This window comes from Amycolatopsis methanolica 239 (genome assembly GCF_000739085.1).
In the GTDB taxonomy this organism is placed as follows: domain Bacteria; phylum Actinomycetota; class Actinomycetes; order Mycobacteriales; family Pseudonocardiaceae; genus Amycolatopsis_E; species Amycolatopsis_E methanolica.
In genome coordinates, this window is the sequence record NZ_CP009110.1 from 6792571 (window position 1) to 6809912 (window position 17342).

The 17342-nt window shown below is 71.9% G+C and carries 21 protein-coding genes; 8 read left to right on the plus strand and 13 right to left on the minus strand.

What is annotated here, in order from left to right:
- Window positions 1–5: 5 nt before the first annotated feature.
- The gene (locus AMETH_RS33175) at window positions 6–944 is read left to right on the plus strand and encodes an alpha/beta fold hydrolase (RefSeq protein ID WP_017985494.1); all 939 of its coding nucleotides are present in this window, start codon (window positions 6–8) and stop codon (window positions 942–944) included.
- A 106-nt stretch (window positions 945–1050) separates the two neighbouring features.
- On the opposite strand, the gene AMETH_RS33180 is transcribed toward AMETH_RS33175, so the two are convergent.
- The 4 genes from AMETH_RS33180 to nth are packed head-to-tail and all read right to left on the minus strand — an operon-like array spanning window position 1051 to window position 4207.
- Window positions 1051–2247, minus strand: a complete 1197-nt coding sequence (locus tag AMETH_RS33180; protein ID WP_017985495.1) for a MarP family serine protease — start codon at window positions 2245–2247, stop codon at window positions 1051–1053.
- Between the two features lie 9 nt (window positions 2248–2256).
- Window positions 2257–2940 (minus strand): NUDIX hydrolase, encoded by a 684-nt coding sequence (locus AMETH_RS33185; RefSeq protein ID WP_017985496.1) that lies wholly within the window; start codon window positions 2938–2940, stop codon window positions 2257–2259.
- Window positions 2937–3527, minus strand: coding sequence for a TlpA family protein disulfide reductase (locus AMETH_RS33190; RefSeq protein WP_017985497.1), 591 nt, complete (start codon window positions 3525–3527; stop codon window positions 2937–2939). The genes AMETH_RS33185 and AMETH_RS33190 overlap by 4 nt, the downstream gene beginning before the upstream one ends.
- Window positions 3524–4207 (minus strand): endonuclease III, encoded by a 684-nt coding sequence (gene nth, locus AMETH_RS33195; protein ID WP_017985498.1) that lies wholly within the window; start codon window positions 4205–4207, stop codon window positions 3524–3526. The genes AMETH_RS33190 and nth overlap by 4 nt, the downstream gene beginning before the upstream one ends.
- 152 nt (window positions 4208–4359) lie before the next feature.
- On the opposite strand from nth, the gene AMETH_RS33200 reads away from it, so the two are divergent.
- The 3 genes from AMETH_RS33200 (at window position 4360) to AMETH_RS33210 (ending at window position 7022) form a co-directional block, all read left to right on the plus strand.
- A complete protein-coding gene (locus AMETH_RS33200; RefSeq protein WP_026153595.1) occupies window positions 4360–4611 on the plus strand; it encodes a hypothetical protein in 252 nt (83 codons plus the stop codon).
- A gap of 200 nt (window positions 4612–4811) precedes the next feature.
- Window positions 4812–5486 (plus strand): Crp/Fnr family transcriptional regulator, encoded by a 675-nt coding sequence (locus tag AMETH_RS33205; protein WP_017985500.1) that lies wholly within the window; start codon window positions 4812–4814, stop codon window positions 5484–5486.
- 318 nt (window positions 5487–5804) lie between these two features.
- Entirely contained in the window at window positions 5805–7022 is a 1218-nt protein-coding gene (locus AMETH_RS33210; RefSeq protein ID WP_017985501.1) for an MFS transporter, read from the plus strand.
- Here AMETH_RS33210 and AMETH_RS33215 read toward each other — a convergent pair.
- Together AMETH_RS33215 and AMETH_RS41860 are read right to left on the minus strand one after the other, a co-directional pair.
- On the minus strand, window positions 7019–7549 hold the full coding sequence (locus AMETH_RS33215) for an SDR family NAD(P)-dependent oxidoreductase (RefSeq protein WP_017985502.1): 531 nt from the start codon (window positions 7547–7549) through the stop codon (window positions 7019–7021). The two genes, AMETH_RS33210 and AMETH_RS33215, sit on opposite strands and share 4 nt — an antisense overlap.
- Window positions 7467–7790 carry an SDR family NAD(P)-dependent oxidoreductase gene (locus AMETH_RS41860; protein ID WP_267283463.1) on the minus strand — a complete coding sequence of 108 codons (324 nt, stop codon included), beginning with the start codon at window positions 7788–7790 and terminating at the stop codon, window positions 7467–7469. The genes AMETH_RS33215 and AMETH_RS41860 overlap by 83 nt, the downstream gene beginning before the upstream one ends.
- 156 nt (window positions 7791–7946) lie before the next feature.
- Between AMETH_RS41860 and AMETH_RS33220 the strand changes: the two genes are divergently transcribed.
- On the plus strand, window positions 7947–8489 hold the full coding sequence (locus AMETH_RS33220; protein WP_017985503.1) for a LysR family substrate-binding domain-containing protein: 543 nt from the start codon (window positions 7947–7949) through the stop codon (window positions 8487–8489).
- On the opposite strand, the gene AMETH_RS33225 is transcribed toward AMETH_RS33220, so the two are convergent.
- The 6 genes from AMETH_RS33225 to AMETH_RS38445 are packed head-to-tail and all read right to left on the minus strand — an operon-like array spanning window position 8446 to window position 12469.
- A complete protein-coding gene (locus tag AMETH_RS33225; RefSeq protein WP_017985504.1) occupies window positions 8446–9216 on the minus strand; it encodes an MBL fold metallo-hydrolase in 771 nt (256 codons plus the stop codon). The genes AMETH_RS33220 and AMETH_RS33225 overlap by 44 nt on opposite strands.
- Window positions 9213–9977 carry an NUDIX hydrolase gene (locus AMETH_RS33230; RefSeq protein ID WP_017985505.1) on the minus strand — a complete coding sequence of 255 codons (765 nt, stop codon included), beginning with the start codon at window positions 9975–9977 and terminating at the stop codon, window positions 9213–9215. Before AMETH_RS33230 ends, AMETH_RS33225 begins: the two co-directional genes overlap by 4 nt.
- A 54-nt stretch (window positions 9978–10031) precedes the next feature.
- A complete protein-coding gene (locus AMETH_RS33235) occupies window positions 10032–11201 on the minus strand; it encodes a hypothetical protein (protein ID WP_017985506.1) in 1170 nt (389 codons plus the stop codon).
- Between the two features lie 34 nt (window positions 11202–11235).
- On the minus strand, window positions 11236–11856 hold the full coding sequence (locus AMETH_RS33240) for a hypothetical protein (protein ID WP_017985507.1): 621 nt from the start codon (window positions 11854–11856) through the stop codon (window positions 11236–11238).
- Window positions 11856–12311, minus strand: a complete 456-nt coding sequence (locus tag AMETH_RS33245; protein ID WP_017985508.1) for a RidA family protein — start codon at window positions 12309–12311, stop codon at window positions 11856–11858. The genes AMETH_RS33240 and AMETH_RS33245 overlap by 1 nt, the downstream gene beginning before the upstream one ends.
- Entirely contained in the window at window positions 12308–12469 is a 162-nt protein-coding gene (locus AMETH_RS38445) for a Sp36 family protein (RefSeq protein ID WP_017985509.1), read from the minus strand. Before AMETH_RS38445 ends, AMETH_RS33245 begins: the two co-directional genes overlap by 4 nt.
- Before the next feature lie 72 nt (window positions 12470–12541).
- Here AMETH_RS38445 and bagA point away from each other — a divergent pair, with 72 nt between their 5' ends.
- Together bagA and bagB are read left to right on the plus strand one after the other, a co-directional pair.
- The gene (gene bagA / locus AMETH_RS33250) at window positions 12542–13546 is read left to right on the plus strand and encodes an ATPase BagA (RefSeq protein WP_017985510.1); all 1005 of its coding nucleotides are present in this window, start codon (window positions 12542–12544) and stop codon (window positions 13544–13546) included.
- On the plus strand, window positions 13546–14661 hold the full coding sequence (gene bagB, locus AMETH_RS33255; RefSeq protein WP_017985511.1) for an ATPase BagB: 1116 nt from the start codon (window positions 13546–13548) through the stop codon (window positions 14659–14661). The genes bagA and bagB overlap by 1 nt, the downstream gene beginning before the upstream one ends.
- Here the strand turns inward: bagB and AMETH_RS33260 are convergent.
- Complete coding sequence (locus tag AMETH_RS33260; RefSeq protein WP_017985512.1) at window positions 14658–14945, minus strand: WhiB family transcriptional regulator; 288 nt, start codon at window positions 14943–14945, stop codon at window positions 14658–14660. The genes bagB and AMETH_RS33260 overlap by 4 nt on opposite strands.
- A gap of 211 nt (window positions 14946–15156) precedes the next feature.
- On the opposite strand from AMETH_RS33260, the gene AMETH_RS33265 reads away from it, so the two are divergent.
- Window positions 15157–17319 carry a transglycosylase domain-containing protein gene (locus tag AMETH_RS33265; RefSeq protein ID WP_017985513.1) on the plus strand — a complete coding sequence of 721 codons (2163 nt, stop codon included), beginning with the start codon at window positions 15157–15159 and terminating at the stop codon, window positions 17317–17319.
- Window positions 17320–17342: the final 23 nt, after the last annotated feature.

Below are 17342 nucleotides of genomic sequence, written 5' to 3' on the forward strand. Positions count from 1 at the left end.
CGACCATGACGCCGCCCGACCCGTCCATCGTCCGGATCGACGGGCCGTGGGCGCACCGCGACGTGTCCGCGAACGGCATCCGGCTGCACGTCGCCGAGGCCGGGCACGGGCCGCTGGTGTTGTTCCTGCACGGCTTCGGGCAGTTCTGGTGGACCTGGCGGCACCAGCTCACCGCCCTCGCCGACGCGGGTTACCACCCAGTGGCGGCCGACCTGCGCGGCTACGGCGATTCGGACAAACCCCCACGCGGCTACGACGCGTGGACGCTCGCCGGTGACGTCGCCGGCCTGGTCCGCGCGCTCGGCGAACGGCAGGCGCACCTGGTCGGGCACGCATGGGGCGGGCTGCTGGCCTGGACGGCGGCCGCGCTGCACCCGCGGGTCGTGGCGTCCGTGACCGTGCTGGGCGGCGCGCACCCGATGGCCCTGCGCAGCGCGATCGGCCGTACCGCGTTCCGGCGCAAGGGGTCCAACCAGGCGCGGGCGCTGGCGCACCTGTTCCGCTTCCAGGTGCCGATGGCGCCCGAGCGGTGGCTCACCGAGGACGACGGCGCCAACCTGGAGGGCCTGCTGCGCGCCTGGTCCGGCCCGCGGTGGACGGCGACGCGGGACTTCGACACCAGTGCCGCGATGTTCCGCGAAGCGGTCCGGATCCCGGGTGTCGCGCACAGCGCGCTGGAGTACTACCGGTGGGCGTTCCGGGCCCAGTTCCGCGGCGAAGGACGCCGGTTCGCGAGCGCGGTGGGCACGCGCGTGGCGTCGCCGGTGCTGCAGATCCACGGCGCCGCGGACCCGTGCGTGCTGCCGGAGACCGCCCGGGCATCCGCCCCGTGGCGCGGCCCGCACTCCGCGCTGGAGGAACTGCCGGACGTCGGTCACTTCCCGCAGCTGGAAGCACCCGCCGAGACGACGAAGGCGCTGCTGGACTTCCTGGCGAAGGCCTGACGCCGGGACTTGCGCGGCGGGGAGTGCGGGCCTCGCGGCCGGGAGCATGGAACTCGCCCGGCCGAACGTGGGACTCGCGGGGCGGAGCGTGGGGCTCGCGGGGTGGTCAGGCGGCGCAGGCTCCGGTGGAGACCCGGGCGCTCAGTGACGGCGCGGACTCGATCACCGGGCGCACCTGGTTGCCGGTCAGCGTGAAGCCGGTGTCGGCGTCCTCGACGGACGCCCCGAACACCACCCCGACGACCTGGCCCTGCGGGTCGACCAGCGGGCCGCCCGAGTTGCCGCTGCGCACCTGCGCCCGCACCGTGTACACGTCGCGGCGCACGGTGCGGGAGTCGTAGATGTCCGGGCCCTGCAACGTGATCTCGTTGCGGATGCGGGCCGGCGTCGCGCGGTACGGCCCGTCCAGCGGGTAGCCGAGGACGATCGCGCTGTCGCCCGCCTTCGCCGGCTCCGGCGCCAGGCGCAGCGGCGTCGCATCCAGGCGGGGCACCGCGAGCACCGCGACGTCCACCTCGGGGTCGAAGTACACGACCCGCGCGGGCAGCCGCCCTGTCGACGTCTCCACCGCGGTCGTCTCGGTGCCCGCCACCACGTGCGCGTTCGTCATCACCCGCTGCGGCGCGATCACGAACCCGCTGCCCTCCAGCGTGCGCGAGCACGACTCGGCGGTGCCCCGGATCTTCAGCACGCTGCCGCGCAACTGCTGCACCACGGCACTGTCCTGGAGCGTCGTGTCCGGCGGCGCGGTGTCGTTGATCTGCGTCTTCTGGAATGGGTCCACAATGGACGGGAACCCGGAGACGTCGAGCAGTTTCCGCAGCTCGCTGGGCAGGCCCTCGGCGGCGGGCGGCATCGCCTTGTCGACCGTGCCGAGCACCGTCGAGTTGTTGATCGCCCGCGCCAGCCCGGGCAGCGCCGCGACACCGGTCAGCGGCACCGCGATCAGCCACGCGACCACGAACACCACAACGGCCTGCACGATCGCGCCCAGCGTCTGGTCGATGCCGGTCAGCTTGTCGGTGTTGAACCGCCGCTTGACCGCGTACTTGAACCGACGGCCCAGCCACACGCCGAGCGTCTCACCGAGCGCGACCAGAAACACCACGGTCGCGACCGCGAAGGCGACCTTGGCGGCCGGGTTCTCGAACATCTCGACGACCCACGGGGCGACGCGGATGCCCAGGATCGCCCCGCCGATCACGCCGACCAGTGCGGGCAACGCGATCACCACGCCCTGGCGCGCGCCGGAGACAGCCGCCACCAGCGCCAGCAGAATGACCAGGACGTCGACCCAGTTCACCGCGTCTCCTCAGTCGGTCGCGAGCAGATGATCGCGCAACGCTACGTCAAGATCCCGGACGTCGCCGCGATCCCACTCACGTGCCCAGCCGCCCAGTTCGAGCAGGACGGTCAGCAGGCCCGCGGTGAACCCCCACACGAACAGGCCGTTCACGGTGAAGGCCGGGCCCTTGTAGGTGGTCCCGGGCCGGCGCACCTGGAACCTGTTCGCCGGATCGGCCAGGTCGGCCAGCGGCACCCTCGCCACGGCCGCCGTCTCCGCCGGGTCGACGGCGTGCACCGGCGACGGCGCGTGCCAGTGGGCGAGCACCGGCGTCACGGCGAACTTGGACACCGGGATGAACAGCTCCGGCAGGATCGCGACCGGACGGACCCCGGACGGATCGACGCCGGTCTCCTCCTCGGCCTCACGCAGGGCGGTGGCGACCGCGTCGTCGTCCTCCGGGTCCGCGCCGCCGCCGGGGAAGGCCACCTGCCCGGCGTGCGAGCCGAGCGTGTCGGCGCGGCGCAGCAACAGCACGTCCGGCCCCCGCTCGCCGTGGCCGAACAGGATCAGCACCGACGCGGCGCGCGTCAACTCGTCCTCGGGCGGGGTGAACCGGGTGAACGCGGTCGAGTCGAGCTTCCCGCTGATCTCGACCAGCGGGCGCAACCAGGCCGGCACCGACTCCGGATCGACGAGCGGCCCCTTCACGACAGCCTCCGCACGACCTCGCGCACCTGCTCAGGATCAGTGAAGGTGGGCGGGCTTTCGATGAAACGGACCTCCCCCGCCGCGGTGACCAGGTAGGACGCCGGCAGCGCCGGGCGCACCTTGAGCGCGCTGCGCACCGGGCCGCTCCCGCCGTCGCCGTCGAACACGGTCGGCAGCCGCACCCCGAGATCGGTCAGGAGCTCCAGCCCGTCGTCCGGCTTGCTCTGCACCTGCACCGTGAGGACCCGCACCGCGCCCGGCTCACTCGCGTACCGCTGGAGCACGGGCAGCTCGGTCCGGCACGGCTCGCACCAGGTGGCCCACACGTTTACCAGCGTCACCTGGCCGGCCAACGCGCTGCCGAGGTCGACGGCGCTCCCGTCGCCGAGGCATTCGGCGCGCACGCCGGCGAGCTGGGCGACCGCGCCGGTGCCGGACGGGCACGGCGCGAGCGCGGCGGCGGCCCTGGCCGCGGTCAGGTCCGGGCCCGCGGCCGGGCGGTCCGAGCGGACCTGCGGCAGCACCGCGACGATCACCGCGAGCACCAGCACCCCGGCGACGAGCGCCCACCTGGTCGCCGTCGTCACTGCTTGGTCACCATCGCGAGCAGGTGGTCCCGCTCCGGGCCCTTGACCAGCTTCGCGGCCTCCTCGAACCCGGTCGGGCCCGTGCCGAAGGAGGGGCAGTCGCGGGCCAGCGGGCACGCGCCGCAGGCCGGTTTGCGCGCGTGGCAGACGCGGCGGCCGTGGAAGATCACCCGGTGCGAGAGCATCGTCCACTCCTTGCGGGGGATCAGCTCGCCGACCTCGTGCTCGACCTTGACCGGGTCCTCCTCCGCGGTCCAGCCCCAGCGGCGCACCAGGCGGCCGAAGTGGGTGTCCACCGTGATCCCCGGCACGTCGAAGGCGTTGCCGAGCACGACGTTCGCGGTCTTGCGCCCGACGCCGGGCAGCGTGACCAGGTCCTCCAGCTTGCCCGGCACCTCGCCGTCGAACCGCTCGACCAGCGCGGCGCCGAGGCCCATCAGCGAGTTCGTCTTCGCGCGGAAGAAGCCGGTCGGCCGGATCAGCTCCTCCAGCTCGGTGCGGTCGGCGCCCGCGTAGTCGGCGGCGGTGCGGTAGCGCGCGAACAGGGCGGGGGTCACCTCGTTGACCCGCACGTCCGTGGTCTGCGCCGACAGCACGACCGCGATCAGCAACTCCAGCGGTGTGGTGAAGTCGAGTTCGCAGTGCGCGTCCGGATACGCGTCGGTGAGGCAACGAAGCATCCGGCGTGCGCGTCTCACGAGTGCGAGGCGGCTCTCCGCGCCCTTGCGAGGGCTGACATGAGACGCATTCGGCACGCCGCTAGCCTACGGAAGCCGACACGCCGGACCCCTGACACCACCCCCGAACCCGTGATGAGCGAGGATCAGAACCGATGACTGTCTGGTTCGTAGTAGCGGTGCCACTCGTGATGATGTTCTTCGCTCTGGCGATGGAACGGGTGGAGAACCGGCTGCGTCACGTCGCGGTCCAGGAGGAAGAGGTCGAGGAGTTCCTGGAGCAGGCCAGGCCGAACGAGGTCAGGGCGCTGTACGGGCACGGCATCGGCCGCGCGCTGGAGCTGTTCCGGCTGCGCCGCCTCGGTGGCCGCGCGGCCAAGATGCGCCCCCGCAAGAGCCGTGGCTGAGGCCCACTGACCTCGACCGATTCAGCGACGATTAGGCTGTCCGTTCGGAGCGAGATCGCCCTCGCCCGGCCGGGCGGTGATCGGTCTGTCCTCGGCGTGCCCTGAGGCGATCTCGTCCGAACGGCCTAGACTGCACGCAAGTGATCGGCGACACGCCCCGGTACGCGGGAGCACGGTCGCCACCGACGAGGAGGCACGAGGTGGACGAGACCCTGGCCCGGGCGGGCATCTTCCAGGGGGTGGAGCCGGCCGCGGCTGAGGCGCTCGCCCAGACCCTGGAGACCGTGGAGTTCCCGCGGGGTCATGTGATCTTCTCCGAGGGTGAGCCCGGCGACAAGCTGTACATCATTCTGTCCGGCAAGGTGAAGATCGGCCGCAAGTCGGCGGACGGCCGGGAGAACCTGCTGTGGATCGCGGGCCCCTCGGACATGTTCGGTGAGCTGTCGATCTTCGACCCGGGTCCGCGCACCTCGACCGCGACGACGGTCACCGAGGTGCGGGCGGTGTCGATGGACCGGCCGTCGCTGCGGAAGTGGATCGCGAACCGGCCGGAGATCGCCGAGCAGCTGCTGCGGGTCATCGCCCGCAGGCTGCGCCGGACGAACAACATGGTCGCCGAGCTGATCTTCACCGACGTCCCCGGCCGCGTGGCGCGCGCGCTGCTGCAGCTGGCGCAGCGGTTCGGCAGCCAGGAGGCCGGCATCCTGCGGGTCACGCACGACCTGACGCAGGAGGAGATCGCGCAGTACGTCGGCGCCTCGCGGGAGACCGTGAACAAGGCGCTGGCCGACTTCGCGCACCGCGGCTGGCTGCGGCTGGAAGGCAAGTCGGTGCTGATCCTGGACCCGGAGCGCCTGGCCCGCCGCGCTCGCTGACACCAGCAAAAACAAAAGAACCGGGCGCCACCCCCGACGTGGCGCACCGGTTCTTTTGCTTTTCGCGCGGGCCATCCCCCGACAGACCGCGCTCCCCGCCCTCCGGTTCCGGCCCCGACCCTTTGCCGGAGGGAGCTATATCTACTTGTCAACCTTGCCACGGCCGGTACCCCGAAATTCAAGGCCGTTCACCCCATAGACGCGCCCGTTGCGGGTTCGTTGCGCGGGTCCGGCGAAAAGTCCTGGGCCGTTACCGAACCGAGACCTGAGCGGGTATTAACTGGTACCCGCGTACCAATATGAGGCATACTGGTACGCGTGTCCCAGACTTCCCTCGCCGACTACCGTGCTGCCCTGACCACGCCGGGCGCGACCCGTCCGATGGTCGCGTCCATCCTGGCGCGCCTGCCGATCGCGATGATCGGCCTGTCCGCGCTCCTCTACGTGCAGCAGGAGATGGGGTCGTTCGCGGTCGCCGGGCTGGTGTCGGCCAGCTCGCTGGTCGGCGTCGCGGTGGGATCGGTCGTGCAGGGCAGGCTGATCGACCGCTTCGGCCCGACGCGGCCGCTGCTGTCCACCGCGGCGATGTTCGCGGTGATCCTGGTGACGCTCGCGCTGGCGATCGAGGCCCACGCGGCGACCCTCGTGCTGGTCGCGCTCGCGTTCGGCATCGGGATCACCGAGCCGATGGTCGGCTCGGCGTCGCGGGCGCTGTGGGGACGCCTGGTGCCCGGCGAGGCGGCACGCAACGCGGCGTACGCCTACGAGGCGATCAGCATGGAGGTGTTCTTCATCCTCGGGCCCGGCCTGGCCGGCCTGCTGGTCGCCGCGCCGTGGCCGGGCACCGGGATGGTCGCGGGCGGCGCGTGCATGGTGGCCGGCGCGGTGTTGTTCGCGCTGAGCCCGGCCGTGCGGGCGTGGGGACCGGCCGGCCGGACCCACCACTCGCTGCTGGGCGCGCTGAGCAGCCCCGGCATGCGGACGCTGGCGCTGGCCGCGCTCGGGTTCGGCGTGGTGATCGGGTTCGTCGAGGTCGCGGTGCCCGCCGCGGCCACCGAGGCCGGGTCGCGGGCGCTCGGCGGCGTGCTGCTGTCGGTGTGGTCGGTCAGCTCGGTCGCGTTCGGTGTGGCGTACAGCCTGCGGCCGTGGCCGCGGGAAATGCCGTTGCGGCTGCCGGTGCTGCTGGCCGGGTTCGGTGTGCTCGTGGCGCTGCTGGCCTGGCCGTCGACGCTGTGGGGCCTCGCGATCGCGATGCTCGCCGCGGGCGCCCTGATCACCCCGCAGTCGGCGACGCACTCGGCGGCGATCGAACTGGTCGCCCCGAAGGGCACCGCCGCCGAGGCGTTCGGGTGGGTGCTGACCGCGGTGACGCTGGGGCTCGCGTTCGGGCAGTCGGTCAGCGGCTACCTGGTCGAACACGCCGGCCCGTCGGCGGCGTTCCTCGCGGCGACCGCGTCGGCGCTGGTGATCGCCGCGGTGGTGTACCTGCTGCGCGGCACGGTCAAGGCACCGCGCGAGCACGTGCTGGCCGCCTAGAGCGCCGTCGCGCGGCTGACCTCTTCCCACGCGTCGAGGTCGGCGCGTAGCTCCGCGCGCTTGCCGCGCAGCGCCTCCACCGCGTCCGCGCCCAGCGCGAGGCGCAGTGGGGGCTTCTCGGCGTCCAGCACCCGCACGATCGCCTGCGCGGCGTTCGCCGGGTCGCCAGGTTGCGTGCCGTCCATCGTGTCCACCGCGGCCCGGGTCGGCAGGTCGCGGTAGGCCTCGATCTCGCGCGACCGGTGCATCCGCGCGCCGCCGAACTCGGTGCCGAACGCGCCCGGCTCGACGATCAGCACCCGGACCCCGAACGGCTCGACCTCCGCGGCCAGCGCCTCGGACATGCCTTCCAGCGCGAACTTCGCCGCGCAGTAGGCGCCGAACCCGGGCATCAACAGCTGCCCGCCCATCGAGCTGATCTGAACGATCGCGCCGCTGCCCTGCTCACGCAGGTGCGGCACCACCGCCTTGGTGACCGCGACCGCGCCGAAGAACATCACCTCCATCACCGACCGCAACTCGTCCATCGTGAAGCGTCGATGCGCCGAACTCGCGCAGCGTCGCCTGCACGGCTTCCTCGACCTGCGCCGGGTCGGTCACGTCGAGCGCGTGCGTGCGCACCCGGTCGCCGGCGAGGCCGGCCAGCTGCTCGGGCCGCCGCGCGGTCGCCATCACCCTGTCCCCGGCCGCCACCGCCGCGCGGACCAGCTCCCGCCCGAAACCGGCGGAGCACCCGGTGATCAGCCAAACCCGTTCCGTCCTCGTCATGTCACAAGCCTCACCAAGATCACCCGGAGCGCCCAACACGCGTTTCCGCGCGCGGCTACAGTCAGCACCTGTGAGGCTTCCCGAGCTGCGGCAACTGCGGTACTTCGTCGCGGTCGCCGACGAGCTGAGCCCCTCGCCAGGGCCGGCCGCGGCGAGGTGGGCGAGCTCACCGTGGCCTTCCTCGCAAGCACCGCGAGCTACCTGCTGCCGCCGGTCGTGCAAGCCTTCCGCGAGCGCTACCCGGACGTGCGGCTGACCACCGAGGACACCTCGGTCGCCACCCTCGTCGACGGGCTGCGCGACGGCCGCTACGACGCCGCGTTCAGCCGTCCGCCGCTGGTGGACGGACTCGCCGCGCGCAGTTTGTGGCCGCCGTGGCACCGCAAGTACGACGAGGACTTCCGGCGGGCGGGCTACGAGCCGGACGTCGTCCAGCGGGCAGGCAGCGTGCAGAACCTGCTCGGCCTAGTGGCCGCCGGGGTGGGGGTGTCCCGGCTGGCCCGCTCGGCGCACAGCCTGCGCCGCACCGGGGTGGTGTTCGTGCCGCTGGCCGGTGAGCAGGCCGCCACGCAGGTGCTGTGGCTGCCGGACGCGGACAAGCCGGCCCTGCGCCGCCTGCTCGAAGTGGTCACCGAGCTGGCGGCGCGCACCGACCTCACGCAGTCCGGTTACAGCGCAGGTACTCCAGTTGCGCCTTGACGCTGTGCTCGGCCGGCGCCCACAGCGCCCGGTCGACGTCGGCGTAGACGACCTCCACCACCTGCCGTGCGGTGGCGTCCGCGCCCAGCGTGTCCAGCGCCGCCCGGACCTGGTCCAGCCGCTGCTCGCGGTGGTCCAGGTACTCCCGCGCGATCACCCGCAGGTCGGCCATCTCCGGGCCGTGGCCGGGCAGCGCGAGCAGCCCGGACGGCAGGTCGACCAGCCGCCGCAGGGAGTCCAGGTACGAGCCGAGGTCGGTGAGCACCGTGGTGCCCCGGCCGAGGATCGTGTCGCCGGTCAGGACCTGGTCCCCGACGCGCAGGCACACCGAGTCGCCGGTGTGGCCCGGCGTGTGCAGGACCTCGATGTCCAGGCCCGCCGCGGAGATCACATCACCGTCGGTGAACGGGTCCGCGTCCCGGCACAGCGCGGCGTCGAAGGCCCGCACCGGCGCCTGCACCCGCTCGGCCAGCCACGGCGCGCCCTCGGTGTGGTCGGGGTGGTGATGTGTCAGCAGGATCATCGCCACCGGGCCCTGCTCGGTGAGCAGCGGCAGGTGGTCCAGGTCCTGGTAACCGGGGTCCACGATGACGCACTCGGCCGAGCCGGGCGCCCGCAGCACCCAGGTGTTCGTGCCGTCCAGCGTCATCGTGGACGGGTTGTTCTCCAGCACGACGGCCGCGGAAGGCGAGACCTCGCGGCGCACGCCGTAGGCGGGGTGGCTCATTCCGCGACCACCCGGATCACGTCGCCCTCGCGGATCAGCTTCGGGATGATCGCCTCGACCGTCCGCTCCGCGGCCAGCGCCTCCGCGGCGGTGCCGAACGAGGCCAGCTCGGTGAGCGTGTGCCAGGTCGGCGGCATCAGCGTGCTGCGGCCGGCCTCGGCGTCGGCCAGCGCGTCGGCAGGCCGCCACCACCCGGACGACTCGGCCTCGGTCGTCTTCCCGTCGGCCTCCTGCCCCGCGGGCAGGATCGCGGCGAAGAAACGGGTGTCGTAGCGGCGCTTCTCCTGCACCGGGGTGATCCAGTGCGCCCACGGGCGGAGCAGGTCGGAGCGCAGGGTGAGGCCCTCGCGAGCTAGGAAGTCGGCCAGCGACAGCTCCCGCGACACCAGCTCGTCCCGCGCGCCCGCGTACCGGGCGGTGTCCGTGACGACCTCGTCCGCGGTGCCTGCCAGCAGCACCCCGGACTCCTCGAAGGTCTCCCGCACCGCCGCGCACACCAGTGCGCGCGCGACCTGCTCGGTCCCGTTGAACCAGCTCGCCCAGTCCGTGGCGGGCGGACCGGCCCAGGCGATCGTCGCGTCGGCGTCGCGCTGGTCCACCCCGCCGCCGGGGAAGACCGTCATGCCCGCGGCGAACGCCATCGCCGCCACGCGCCGCTGGAGGAAGACTTCGAGACCGTTCGCGCCGTCCCGCAGCAACAGCACCGTCGCCGCATCGCGGGGCACGGCCGGTTCGGCCGGCTCCGCGACGGAGAAGTTCATGCTCCCCGGGATCCGGAAATCAAGTTGCACCACATGACGCAACTTACGTGGGAATCACGAGCCGGAGAAGCCGTCGACCCACCGCGGGTCGTCCTCGGACCGGCTCGAACCGTTCGCCCGCACCTTGGCGGCCTCGGCGCGCTCCCGCTCGGCGAGCTCGGCGTGCAGCTCACGCAGGAGCTGGCGGTCGCGCTCGGACAGCTGCGGGTCGTTGAGGTCGAGCTCCGGGATTTCGATCACTTCACCCGGGCCGATCGTCGCCGAGGCCACGGCTCTCGGCTTCTCGCCGTCCTCCGCCGCCAGCTGCGCCCGCAGCTGCGCGACCTCCTCGGACGTCATGTCCATCGTGTTCTCCACGCGGCTGGGCTCGGGGCCCTCTTCGCGCGGCTTGAACACGTGGCCCGGCCCGCTGGGGGACGCGACGACCTCAGTTGGCTCGGTCTCCGCTGCCGCTTCGGTGGTGGTGGTCTCCTCCGCGGCCGGAGGTTCGGGCTCCTCGGGCTCGTCCCCGGCCGCGACCGTGGCGTGCGCCACGTGACGGCCGGAGCCCTGGCGCTGCGCCGGCGCCGTGGGAGCGGACGACGGGACGGCCCCGCCGGAGAGCCACACCGCGGTGGCCGCGGTGAGCGCCTGCTCGTGGTAGCGGGAGCGCTCGGTGGACGGCCCGGTGACCTCGACGACCGACCGGATCCCGGCGCGCCGCAGAGCGGCGTCGATGCGGTACGCGGCGGCAGGCGGGTTGCCCTCCGGGCCGATCTCGACGAGCACCACGCGCTGCGGCAGCGGGCCCGGCACGCTGCCGGCCGGGGTGTTGCGCCACACCGCGTGCACCGACCGCAGGTCCGGCAGCACCTGGAGGGTGCGGTCGAGCGCGTCGGCGATGCCGTGCTCGGGGTGGTTGTCGCCGGTGAAGCGGTGCAGGACGCCGGTCTCGGCCTCCGGGTCGTTCACCACCAGCTGGTCGGCGAGCGTCGCGTCGGACCGCGTCAGCTCCAGCACCAGCGCCAGCTCGTGCCGCTCCGCCTCGCGGACCGGCAGCCGGCCCGCGATCAGCGCGCCCGTGGTCAGCTCGGCGGCCTCGTCGAGGCGCGCTCGCGCGATCAGCTCGCGCGCCTCCGACAGCAGGCTGTCGTCCAGGCGTCCTGCCAGGCCCAGCAACAGGTTGTGCAGGCGCAACGGCACCGCGAACCCGTCGCCCGCGATCCCGTCGTGGACGTCCACCATCTGACTTTCTCCCTCCAGCTCGGCAGGAGTGCCGTTACGCGGCGACGAGCCGGTTCCCGGTGTCCACCGCACCGACGCAGACGAGCTCGGAGCTCGCCAGTGCGGCCTGGTGGTACTCCGGCAGCTCGAACCGCGGCGGCATCACCTCGACGCTGGGTTCCTCGTCCCCCAGCACCCGCAGGACCCGCTGCAGCTCCCCGGTCAGCCTCGGCAGCCCCGACAGGGCCGTGATCAACAACACGCGCTTGGATTCCTCCCCCGTGCGCTGACGCCAGCTCTGCCGCACCTCGCCGACGTCCGGCCGACCCCGCAGGGTGGCGTGGACCAGCGCGGACACCGAGTCAACCGAGTTCACCTGATCGGGTGCACTCGGGGTGAATGTGTACCGGTTCTCGCCGACCTCGTCCACCCCCAGGGTCGAACTCACCTGGTGCCAGTCCGCGCCGTGGGGCACGAGGCCCGCCACGAGCAGGCGATACTCCGGCTGGTCGAGATCGATGTTGTGCTTGAGCAACGTGCGCGGCAACGTTCGAGCCAAGGTCGACATCGCGCCCTCGCCCAGCCAGTCCCGGTAGCGCCACAGCAGCCGGTCGGGCATGCGCCCGGCCAGCCGCAGCAGCAGCTCGTGGCACGCGGCTTCGATGTCCGGGTCCATCAGCTCACCTCGACAATCAGTTCGACCTCGACCGGCGCCCCCAGCGGCAACTCGGCCACACCCACCGCCGAGCGGGCGTGCGCGCCCGCGTCACCGAAAATCTCACCGAAGAGCTCCGACGCGCCGTTGATCACGGCCGGCTGGCCGGTGAACCCCTCCGCGGACGCGACGAACCCGACGACCTTCACGATCCGGACGATCGACTCGAGACCGACGAGCGCGTCCACCGCCGCGATCGCGTTCAGCGCCGCCGTCCGGGCGTGGCGCTTGGCCTCCTCCGGGCTGACCTCCGCCCCAACCTTGCCGGTCGCGGCGAGCTCGCCCCCGACGAACGGCAGCTGGCCCGACGTGTAGACCATCGACCCGCTGCGCACCGCAGGCACGTAGGCAGCCACCGGCGCGGCGACGCCCGGCAGCTCGATCCCCAGTTCGGCCAGGCGATCGCCCCAGCTCATGCCTTGGCCCGCTTCAGATAAGCGACGTGCTGCTCCCCGCTCGGGTTCGGCAGCACGGTTACCAGCTCCCAGCCGTCCTCGCCCCACTGGTCGAGGATCTGCTTGGTCGCGTGGATCAGCAACGGAACCGTGGCGTACTCCCACTTCGTGGCGCTCATGGGGGCCAATCTAGTGGTGATGGGAAGCTCTCCTCGCGGCGGCAGCGTGATCGCTGGCTTACGCTGGATCGTGTGAGCACACCCCTGGCCGGATGGACCGACGAGCTCGCCCGCGCCCGGTTGCACTTCGTCACCGGCAAGGGCGGCACCGGCAAGACGACCATGGCCGCGGCACTCGGGATCGCGCTGGCCAGCCACGGACGCCGGGTGCTGCTGGTCGAGGTCGAGGGCAGGCAGGGGTTCGCCCAGCTCTTCGACACCGAGCCGCTGCCCTACGCCGAGCAGCGGATCGCGGCGGTGCCCGGTGGCGGTGAGCTGCGGGCGCTGCACATCGACGTGGAAGCGGCGCTGCTCGAGTACTTCGAGATGTTCTACAACCTGGGCTTCGCGGGCCGGACCCTGCGCCGGATGGGGGCGATCGAGTTCGCCACCACGCTCGCGCCGGGCCTGCGGGACGTGCTGCTCACCGGCAAGATCAAGGAGTGCGTCGGGCGGACCGGCCCGGACGGCAGGCACGTCTACGACGCGGTCGTGGTCGACGCGCCCCCGACTGGCCGCGTGGTCAAGTTCCTCGACGTCACCAAGGCGCTGACCGACCTGGCGAAGGCGGGCCCGATCCGCGGCCAGGCCGAGGGCGTCGTGCGGCTGCTGCACTCCGAGGAGACGGTCGTGCACCTGGTGACGCTCCTGGAGGAGATGCCGGTGCGCGAGACCGTGGAGGCGGTCGCCGAGCTGGACGGCGCCGACCTGCGGCCGGGCGCGGTGCTGGTCAACCGGGTAAGGCCGCCGCGGCTGCCCGCCCGGTCGATCTCGCCGGCCGCGGACGGTCGGGTGGACGCCTCACGGGTGCGCAGCGGGCTGGCCTCGGCCGGGCTCGAACTGCCGGACGCCACCATGGACGCGCTGGTCGCGGAGACCGTCGAGCACGCGATCCGGCTCGCCGCCGAGCAGCGGGCGCGGGAGCAGCTCGCCGAGGCGGACCTGCCGACGCTGGAGCTGCCGGAGGAGTCCGGCGGCATCGACCTCGCCGCGCTGTACGACCTCGCGGAGTCGCTGACCGACCAAGGGGTGCGCTGATGACCGAGCGGCTCGACGTCGACGCGTTGATCGACGACCCGACGACGCGGATCGTCGTGTGCTGCGGTTCCGGCGGGGTGGGCAAGACCACCACCGCCGCGGCGCTGGCGTTGCGCGCGGCCGAACGCGGCCGCCAGACGGTGGTGCTCACGATCGACCCGGCGCGGCGGCTGGCGCAGGCGCTCGGGCTGCGGGAGCTGGGCAACCACCCGCGGCAGGTGTCGGTCGCCGGGTTCGAGCCCAAGGGCGAGCTGTGGGCGATGATGCTCGACATGCGGCGCACCTTCGACGACATGGTGCGCACCCACGCCGGCCCGGAACGCGCCGAGGCGCTGCTCGCGAACCCCTTCTACCAGACCATTTCCACGTCGTTCTCCGGCACACAGGAGTACATGGCGATGGAGAAGCTCGGCCAGCTCGCGGCCACCGACGAGTGGGACCTGATCGTCGTGGACACCCCGCCGAGCCGGTCCGCGCTGGACTTCCTGGACGCGCCGAACCGGCTGTCCAGCGCGCTCGACGGGCGCATGATCCGGCTGCTGACCGGGCCGGCGAAAGCGGGCAGCTGGGGTCTGCGGAAGGTGGTCAGCACCGGGTTCTCGATCTTCGCGAAGGCCGTGTCGACGATCATCGGCGGGCAGCTGCTCGCCGACGCGTCGGCGTTCATGCAGGCCTTCGACAGCATGTTCGGCGGGTTCCGGGAACGCGCCCGCAAGACCGCCGAGCTGCTGCGGTCGGAGGGCACGTCGTTCCTGGTGGTGGCCGCGCCGGAGCCGGACGCCCTGCGCGAGGCGAGTTACTTCGTCGAGCGGCTGGGCGGCGAGAACATGCCGCTGGCCGGGCTGGTCGCGAACCGGACACACCCGGTGCTGGCGGACCTCTCGGCGACGGCGGCGCTGTCCGCCGCCGAGAAGCTGGAGTCGACCGCCCCGCTGGCCACCGCGGTGCTGCAGCTGCACGCCGACCGGGTGGCGCTGGCGGAACGCGAGAAGCGCCTGCTGGCGCGCTTCACGCGCGCCCATCCCGGAGTCCCCCTCGTCGAGGTGCCCGCACTCCCCAGCGACGTCCACGACATCGGCGGACTCCGGGAAATCGGCGAACGACTGGCGTCCTAGGACGCTTCGACGAAGTCCTTACGCGCGGAATCCAGCAGCTCCGACCACGACTCCACCTCGGGGCGCCGTCGCAGCAGGGCGCGGCGTTCCCGTTCGGTCATCCCTCCCCAGATGCCGAAGCTGATGCGGTTGTCCAGCGCCTCGGCCAGGCATTCGGTGCGCACCGGGCACCCCATGCAGACCAGTTTCGCCCGGTTCTGGTCCGCTCCCCGCACGAACAGCTCATCCGGATCCGCGTCCCGGCAGAGGGCGCGGATGCGCCAGCTCTGTGGTGTGGATTCCATCCCCCAAGCTCCCCTCGTGATGTGCCTGCTCACCCGGAGCCTCCCCGGCTCCGCACTACGTGAGACGTTGACGGACTGTAGAGGCCGACGGTTCCCGCCGCCAAGAGCCCGATGGAAATTCGTTACCGGAATACGTCGCGAACCCGGCGTTGCCGTGGTATTCGGCGACGCGGCCCGGCGGGGTGACACCTGTTCCCACTACTCTGGCGATGTGCGCAAGACGGATGGTCTGTTCAAGCTGCTCGGCCTGTGCCTGCTCGCGGGAATCCTCGTCGCCGGGGTGCTGTTCCCCGTGGTCGGCGCCGCGGGGGTGGCCTCCAACAGGGCGAGCGAAACGGTCGACAGCATGTCCGCCGAACTCGCGAACGTGCCGCCGCCGCTGGTCACCACGATCACCGATTCGGCGGGCAACCAAATCGCCACGCTGTACGACCAGTACCGCATTCCGACGGCCAGTGACGAGATCAACGAGGCCATGAAGTGGGCCCTGGTCTCCACCGAGGACCGGCGGTTCTACGAGCACCACGGCGTGGACTGGAAGGGCACGCTGCGCGCCGCGCTGAGCAACAGCGCAGGCGGCGACACCCAGGGCGCGTCCACGCTGACCCAGCAGTACGTGAAGAACTACCTCATCAACGTGATCTACCGGGACGACCCGGTGGGCCAGCAGAAGGCCCAGGAGCAGTCGATCGCCCGCAAGCTGAAGGAAGCGCGGATCGCGATCCAGCTCGAGAACACGATGAGCAAGGACCAGCTCCTCACCAGCTACCTCAACGTCGTCGAGTTCTCGCGCAAGATCTACGGCGTCGGGGCGGCCGCGCAGGCCTACTTCAACACCACCGCGGACAAGCTGTCGGTCACCCAGGCCGCGCTGCTCGCCGGCATGGTCAACAACCCGCCGTTCTACGACCCGTGGAGCCACCCGGACCGCGCCACCGAGCGCCGCAACCTGGTGCTGGACCGCATGGTGGACAACCTGAAGTTGTCCAAGGCGGACGCCGAGCGGATGAAGACCGAGCCACTGGGCGTCGTGCCGGGCGGGCCGTCCAAGCCCGCGTCCAACTGCGTCGGCGCCGGGCCGGAGAACGGGTTCTTCTGCCAGTACGTCGAGGACTACCTGCTGTCGCACGGCATGGACAGGAACGACCTCTACAGCGGCGGCTACACCATCCGCACGACGATGGACCAGCGCGCCAACCACGAGGCGAAGATGTCCGCGCAGACCCAGGTCAGCAAGACCCAGAAGAACGTCGCGAACGTGCTGTCCCTGGTGCGGCCCGGGAAGAACCGGCACGAGGTGGTCGCGCTGGCCGCGAACCGCGACTACGGCACGGACGCAAGCGCGGGTCAGACGACGTACGCGTTGCCGTCGGGCGTCTACAACACCGGCGGCGCCGGGTCGAGCTACAAGATCTTCACCTCGGCGGCGGCGATCCAGAACCGCGTGATGGGCATCTACGACACCATCGAGGTGCCGAACTTCTACGTGTCCAATGTGTTCACCGGGTCAACGAACCCGCGCTGCCCAATTGTGGCTCAGGGCACACGTGCTTATTGTCTCGGGAACGCCACGGACTACGAGGGCGGCACGCGGACGATGACGCTGCAGCAGGCGCTGCAGACCTCGCCCAACACGGCGTTCGTCATCCTCGAGGAGCGCACAGGCATGGGGCCGATCGTCGACATGGCGAGCAAGCTCGGCCTGCGTGAGACGATGTTGCGGAACCTCGGTGGAGGCGAAGTCAAACCCGAGTCGAAACTGCCTGGCGAGAATAAAACCCAGACCGCGTTCTTCGGGCCGACGGACAAATCGCCCGGGCAGGGTTCGTTCACGCTCGGCGTGTCGGCGACCAGCAACCTGGAAATGGCCAACGTCGCGGCGACCATCCTCAGCGGCGGCGTGTGGTGCCCGCCGACGCCGATCGCGCAGGTGCAGGACCGCGACGGCAAGCCCATCCCGATCAGCGAGCAGCCGTGCGAGCAGGTCATGGACGAGGCCGCGGCCAACAGCCTGGCCCAGGGCCTGAGCAAGGACGACCTGCCCGGCGGCACCGCGGCCGCGGCAGCCGCCCAGGTCGGCTGGAACCGGCCCATGATCGGCAAGACCGGAACCACCCAGAGCAACGGCTCCGCGGCCTTCATCGGCGGCACCCCGCAGCTCGCGGGCGCCGCGATGATCTTTCGACCCGAAGGCGGTACGGGGGGTCTCTGTGACGGCGGCCCGGGCAACGTCTACACCTGCGGCGAAGGCAACATGTTCGGTGGTAAGACCCCCGCGCGAACCTGGTTCGGCGCGGTGAGCAAGATCCTCGGGCCCAACGACCCGATCCTGCCGCTACCGCCGTCCGACCCGCGCTACGAACGGGTCCGCTGACGCACCGCCCCGGGCACTCGCCG

What these genes read in the sequence shown, in the direction of transcription:
- AMETH_RS33175 (WP_017985494.1), top strand. Translation starts at nt 6, where the DNA reads ATGACGCCGCCCGACCCGTCCATCGTCCGGATCGACGGGCCGTGGGCG.
- AMETH_RS33200 (WP_026153595.1), top strand. Translation starts at nt 4,360, where the DNA reads ATGACTGTCTGGTTCGTAGTAGCGGTGCCACTCGTGATGATGTTCTTC.
- AMETH_RS33240 (WP_017985507.1), bottom strand. Translation starts at nt 11,856, where the DNA reads ATGGACCCGGACATCGAAGCCGCGTGCCACGAGCTGCTGCTGCGGCTG.
- AMETH_RS33245 (WP_017985508.1), bottom strand. Translation starts at nt 12,311, where the DNA reads ATGAGCTGGGGCGATCGCCTGGCCGAACTGGGGATCGAGCTGCCGGGC.
- AMETH_RS38445 (WP_017985509.1), bottom strand. Translation starts at nt 12,469, where the DNA reads ATGAGCGCCACGAAGTGGGAGTACGCCACGGTTCCGTTGCTGATCCAC.
- AMETH_RS41860 (WP_267283463.1), bottom strand. Translation starts at nt 7,790, where the DNA reads ATGACGAGGACGGAACGGGTTTGGCTGATCACCGGGTGCTCCGCCGGT.
- AMETH_RS33215 (WP_017985502.1), bottom strand. Translation starts at nt 7,549, where the DNA reads ATGGACGAGTTGCGGTCGGTGATGGAGGTGATGTTCTTCGGCGCGGTC.
- AMETH_RS33260 (WP_017985512.1), bottom strand. Translation starts at nt 14,945, where the DNA reads ATGGAATCCACACCACAGAGCTGGCGCATCCGCGCCCTCTGCCGGGAC.
- AMETH_RS33225 (WP_017985504.1), bottom strand. Translation starts at nt 9,216, where the DNA reads ATGAGCCACCCCGCCTACGGCGTGCGCCGCGAGGTCTCGCCTTCCGCG.
- bagB (WP_017985511.1), top strand. Translation starts at nt 13,546, where the DNA reads ATGACCGAGCGGCTCGACGTCGACGCGTTGATCGACGACCCGACGACG.
- AMETH_RS33235 (WP_017985506.1), bottom strand. Translation starts at nt 11,201, where the DNA reads ATGGTGGACGTCCACGACGGGATCGCGGGCGACGGGTTCGCGGTGCCG.
- AMETH_RS33230 (WP_017985505.1), bottom strand. Translation starts at nt 9,977, where the DNA reads ATGAACTTCTCCGTCGCGGAGCCGGCCGAACCGGCCGTGCCCCGCGAT.
- nth (WP_017985498.1), bottom strand. Translation starts at nt 4,207, where the DNA reads ATGCTTCGTTGCCTCACCGACGCGTATCCGGACGCGCACTGCGAACTC.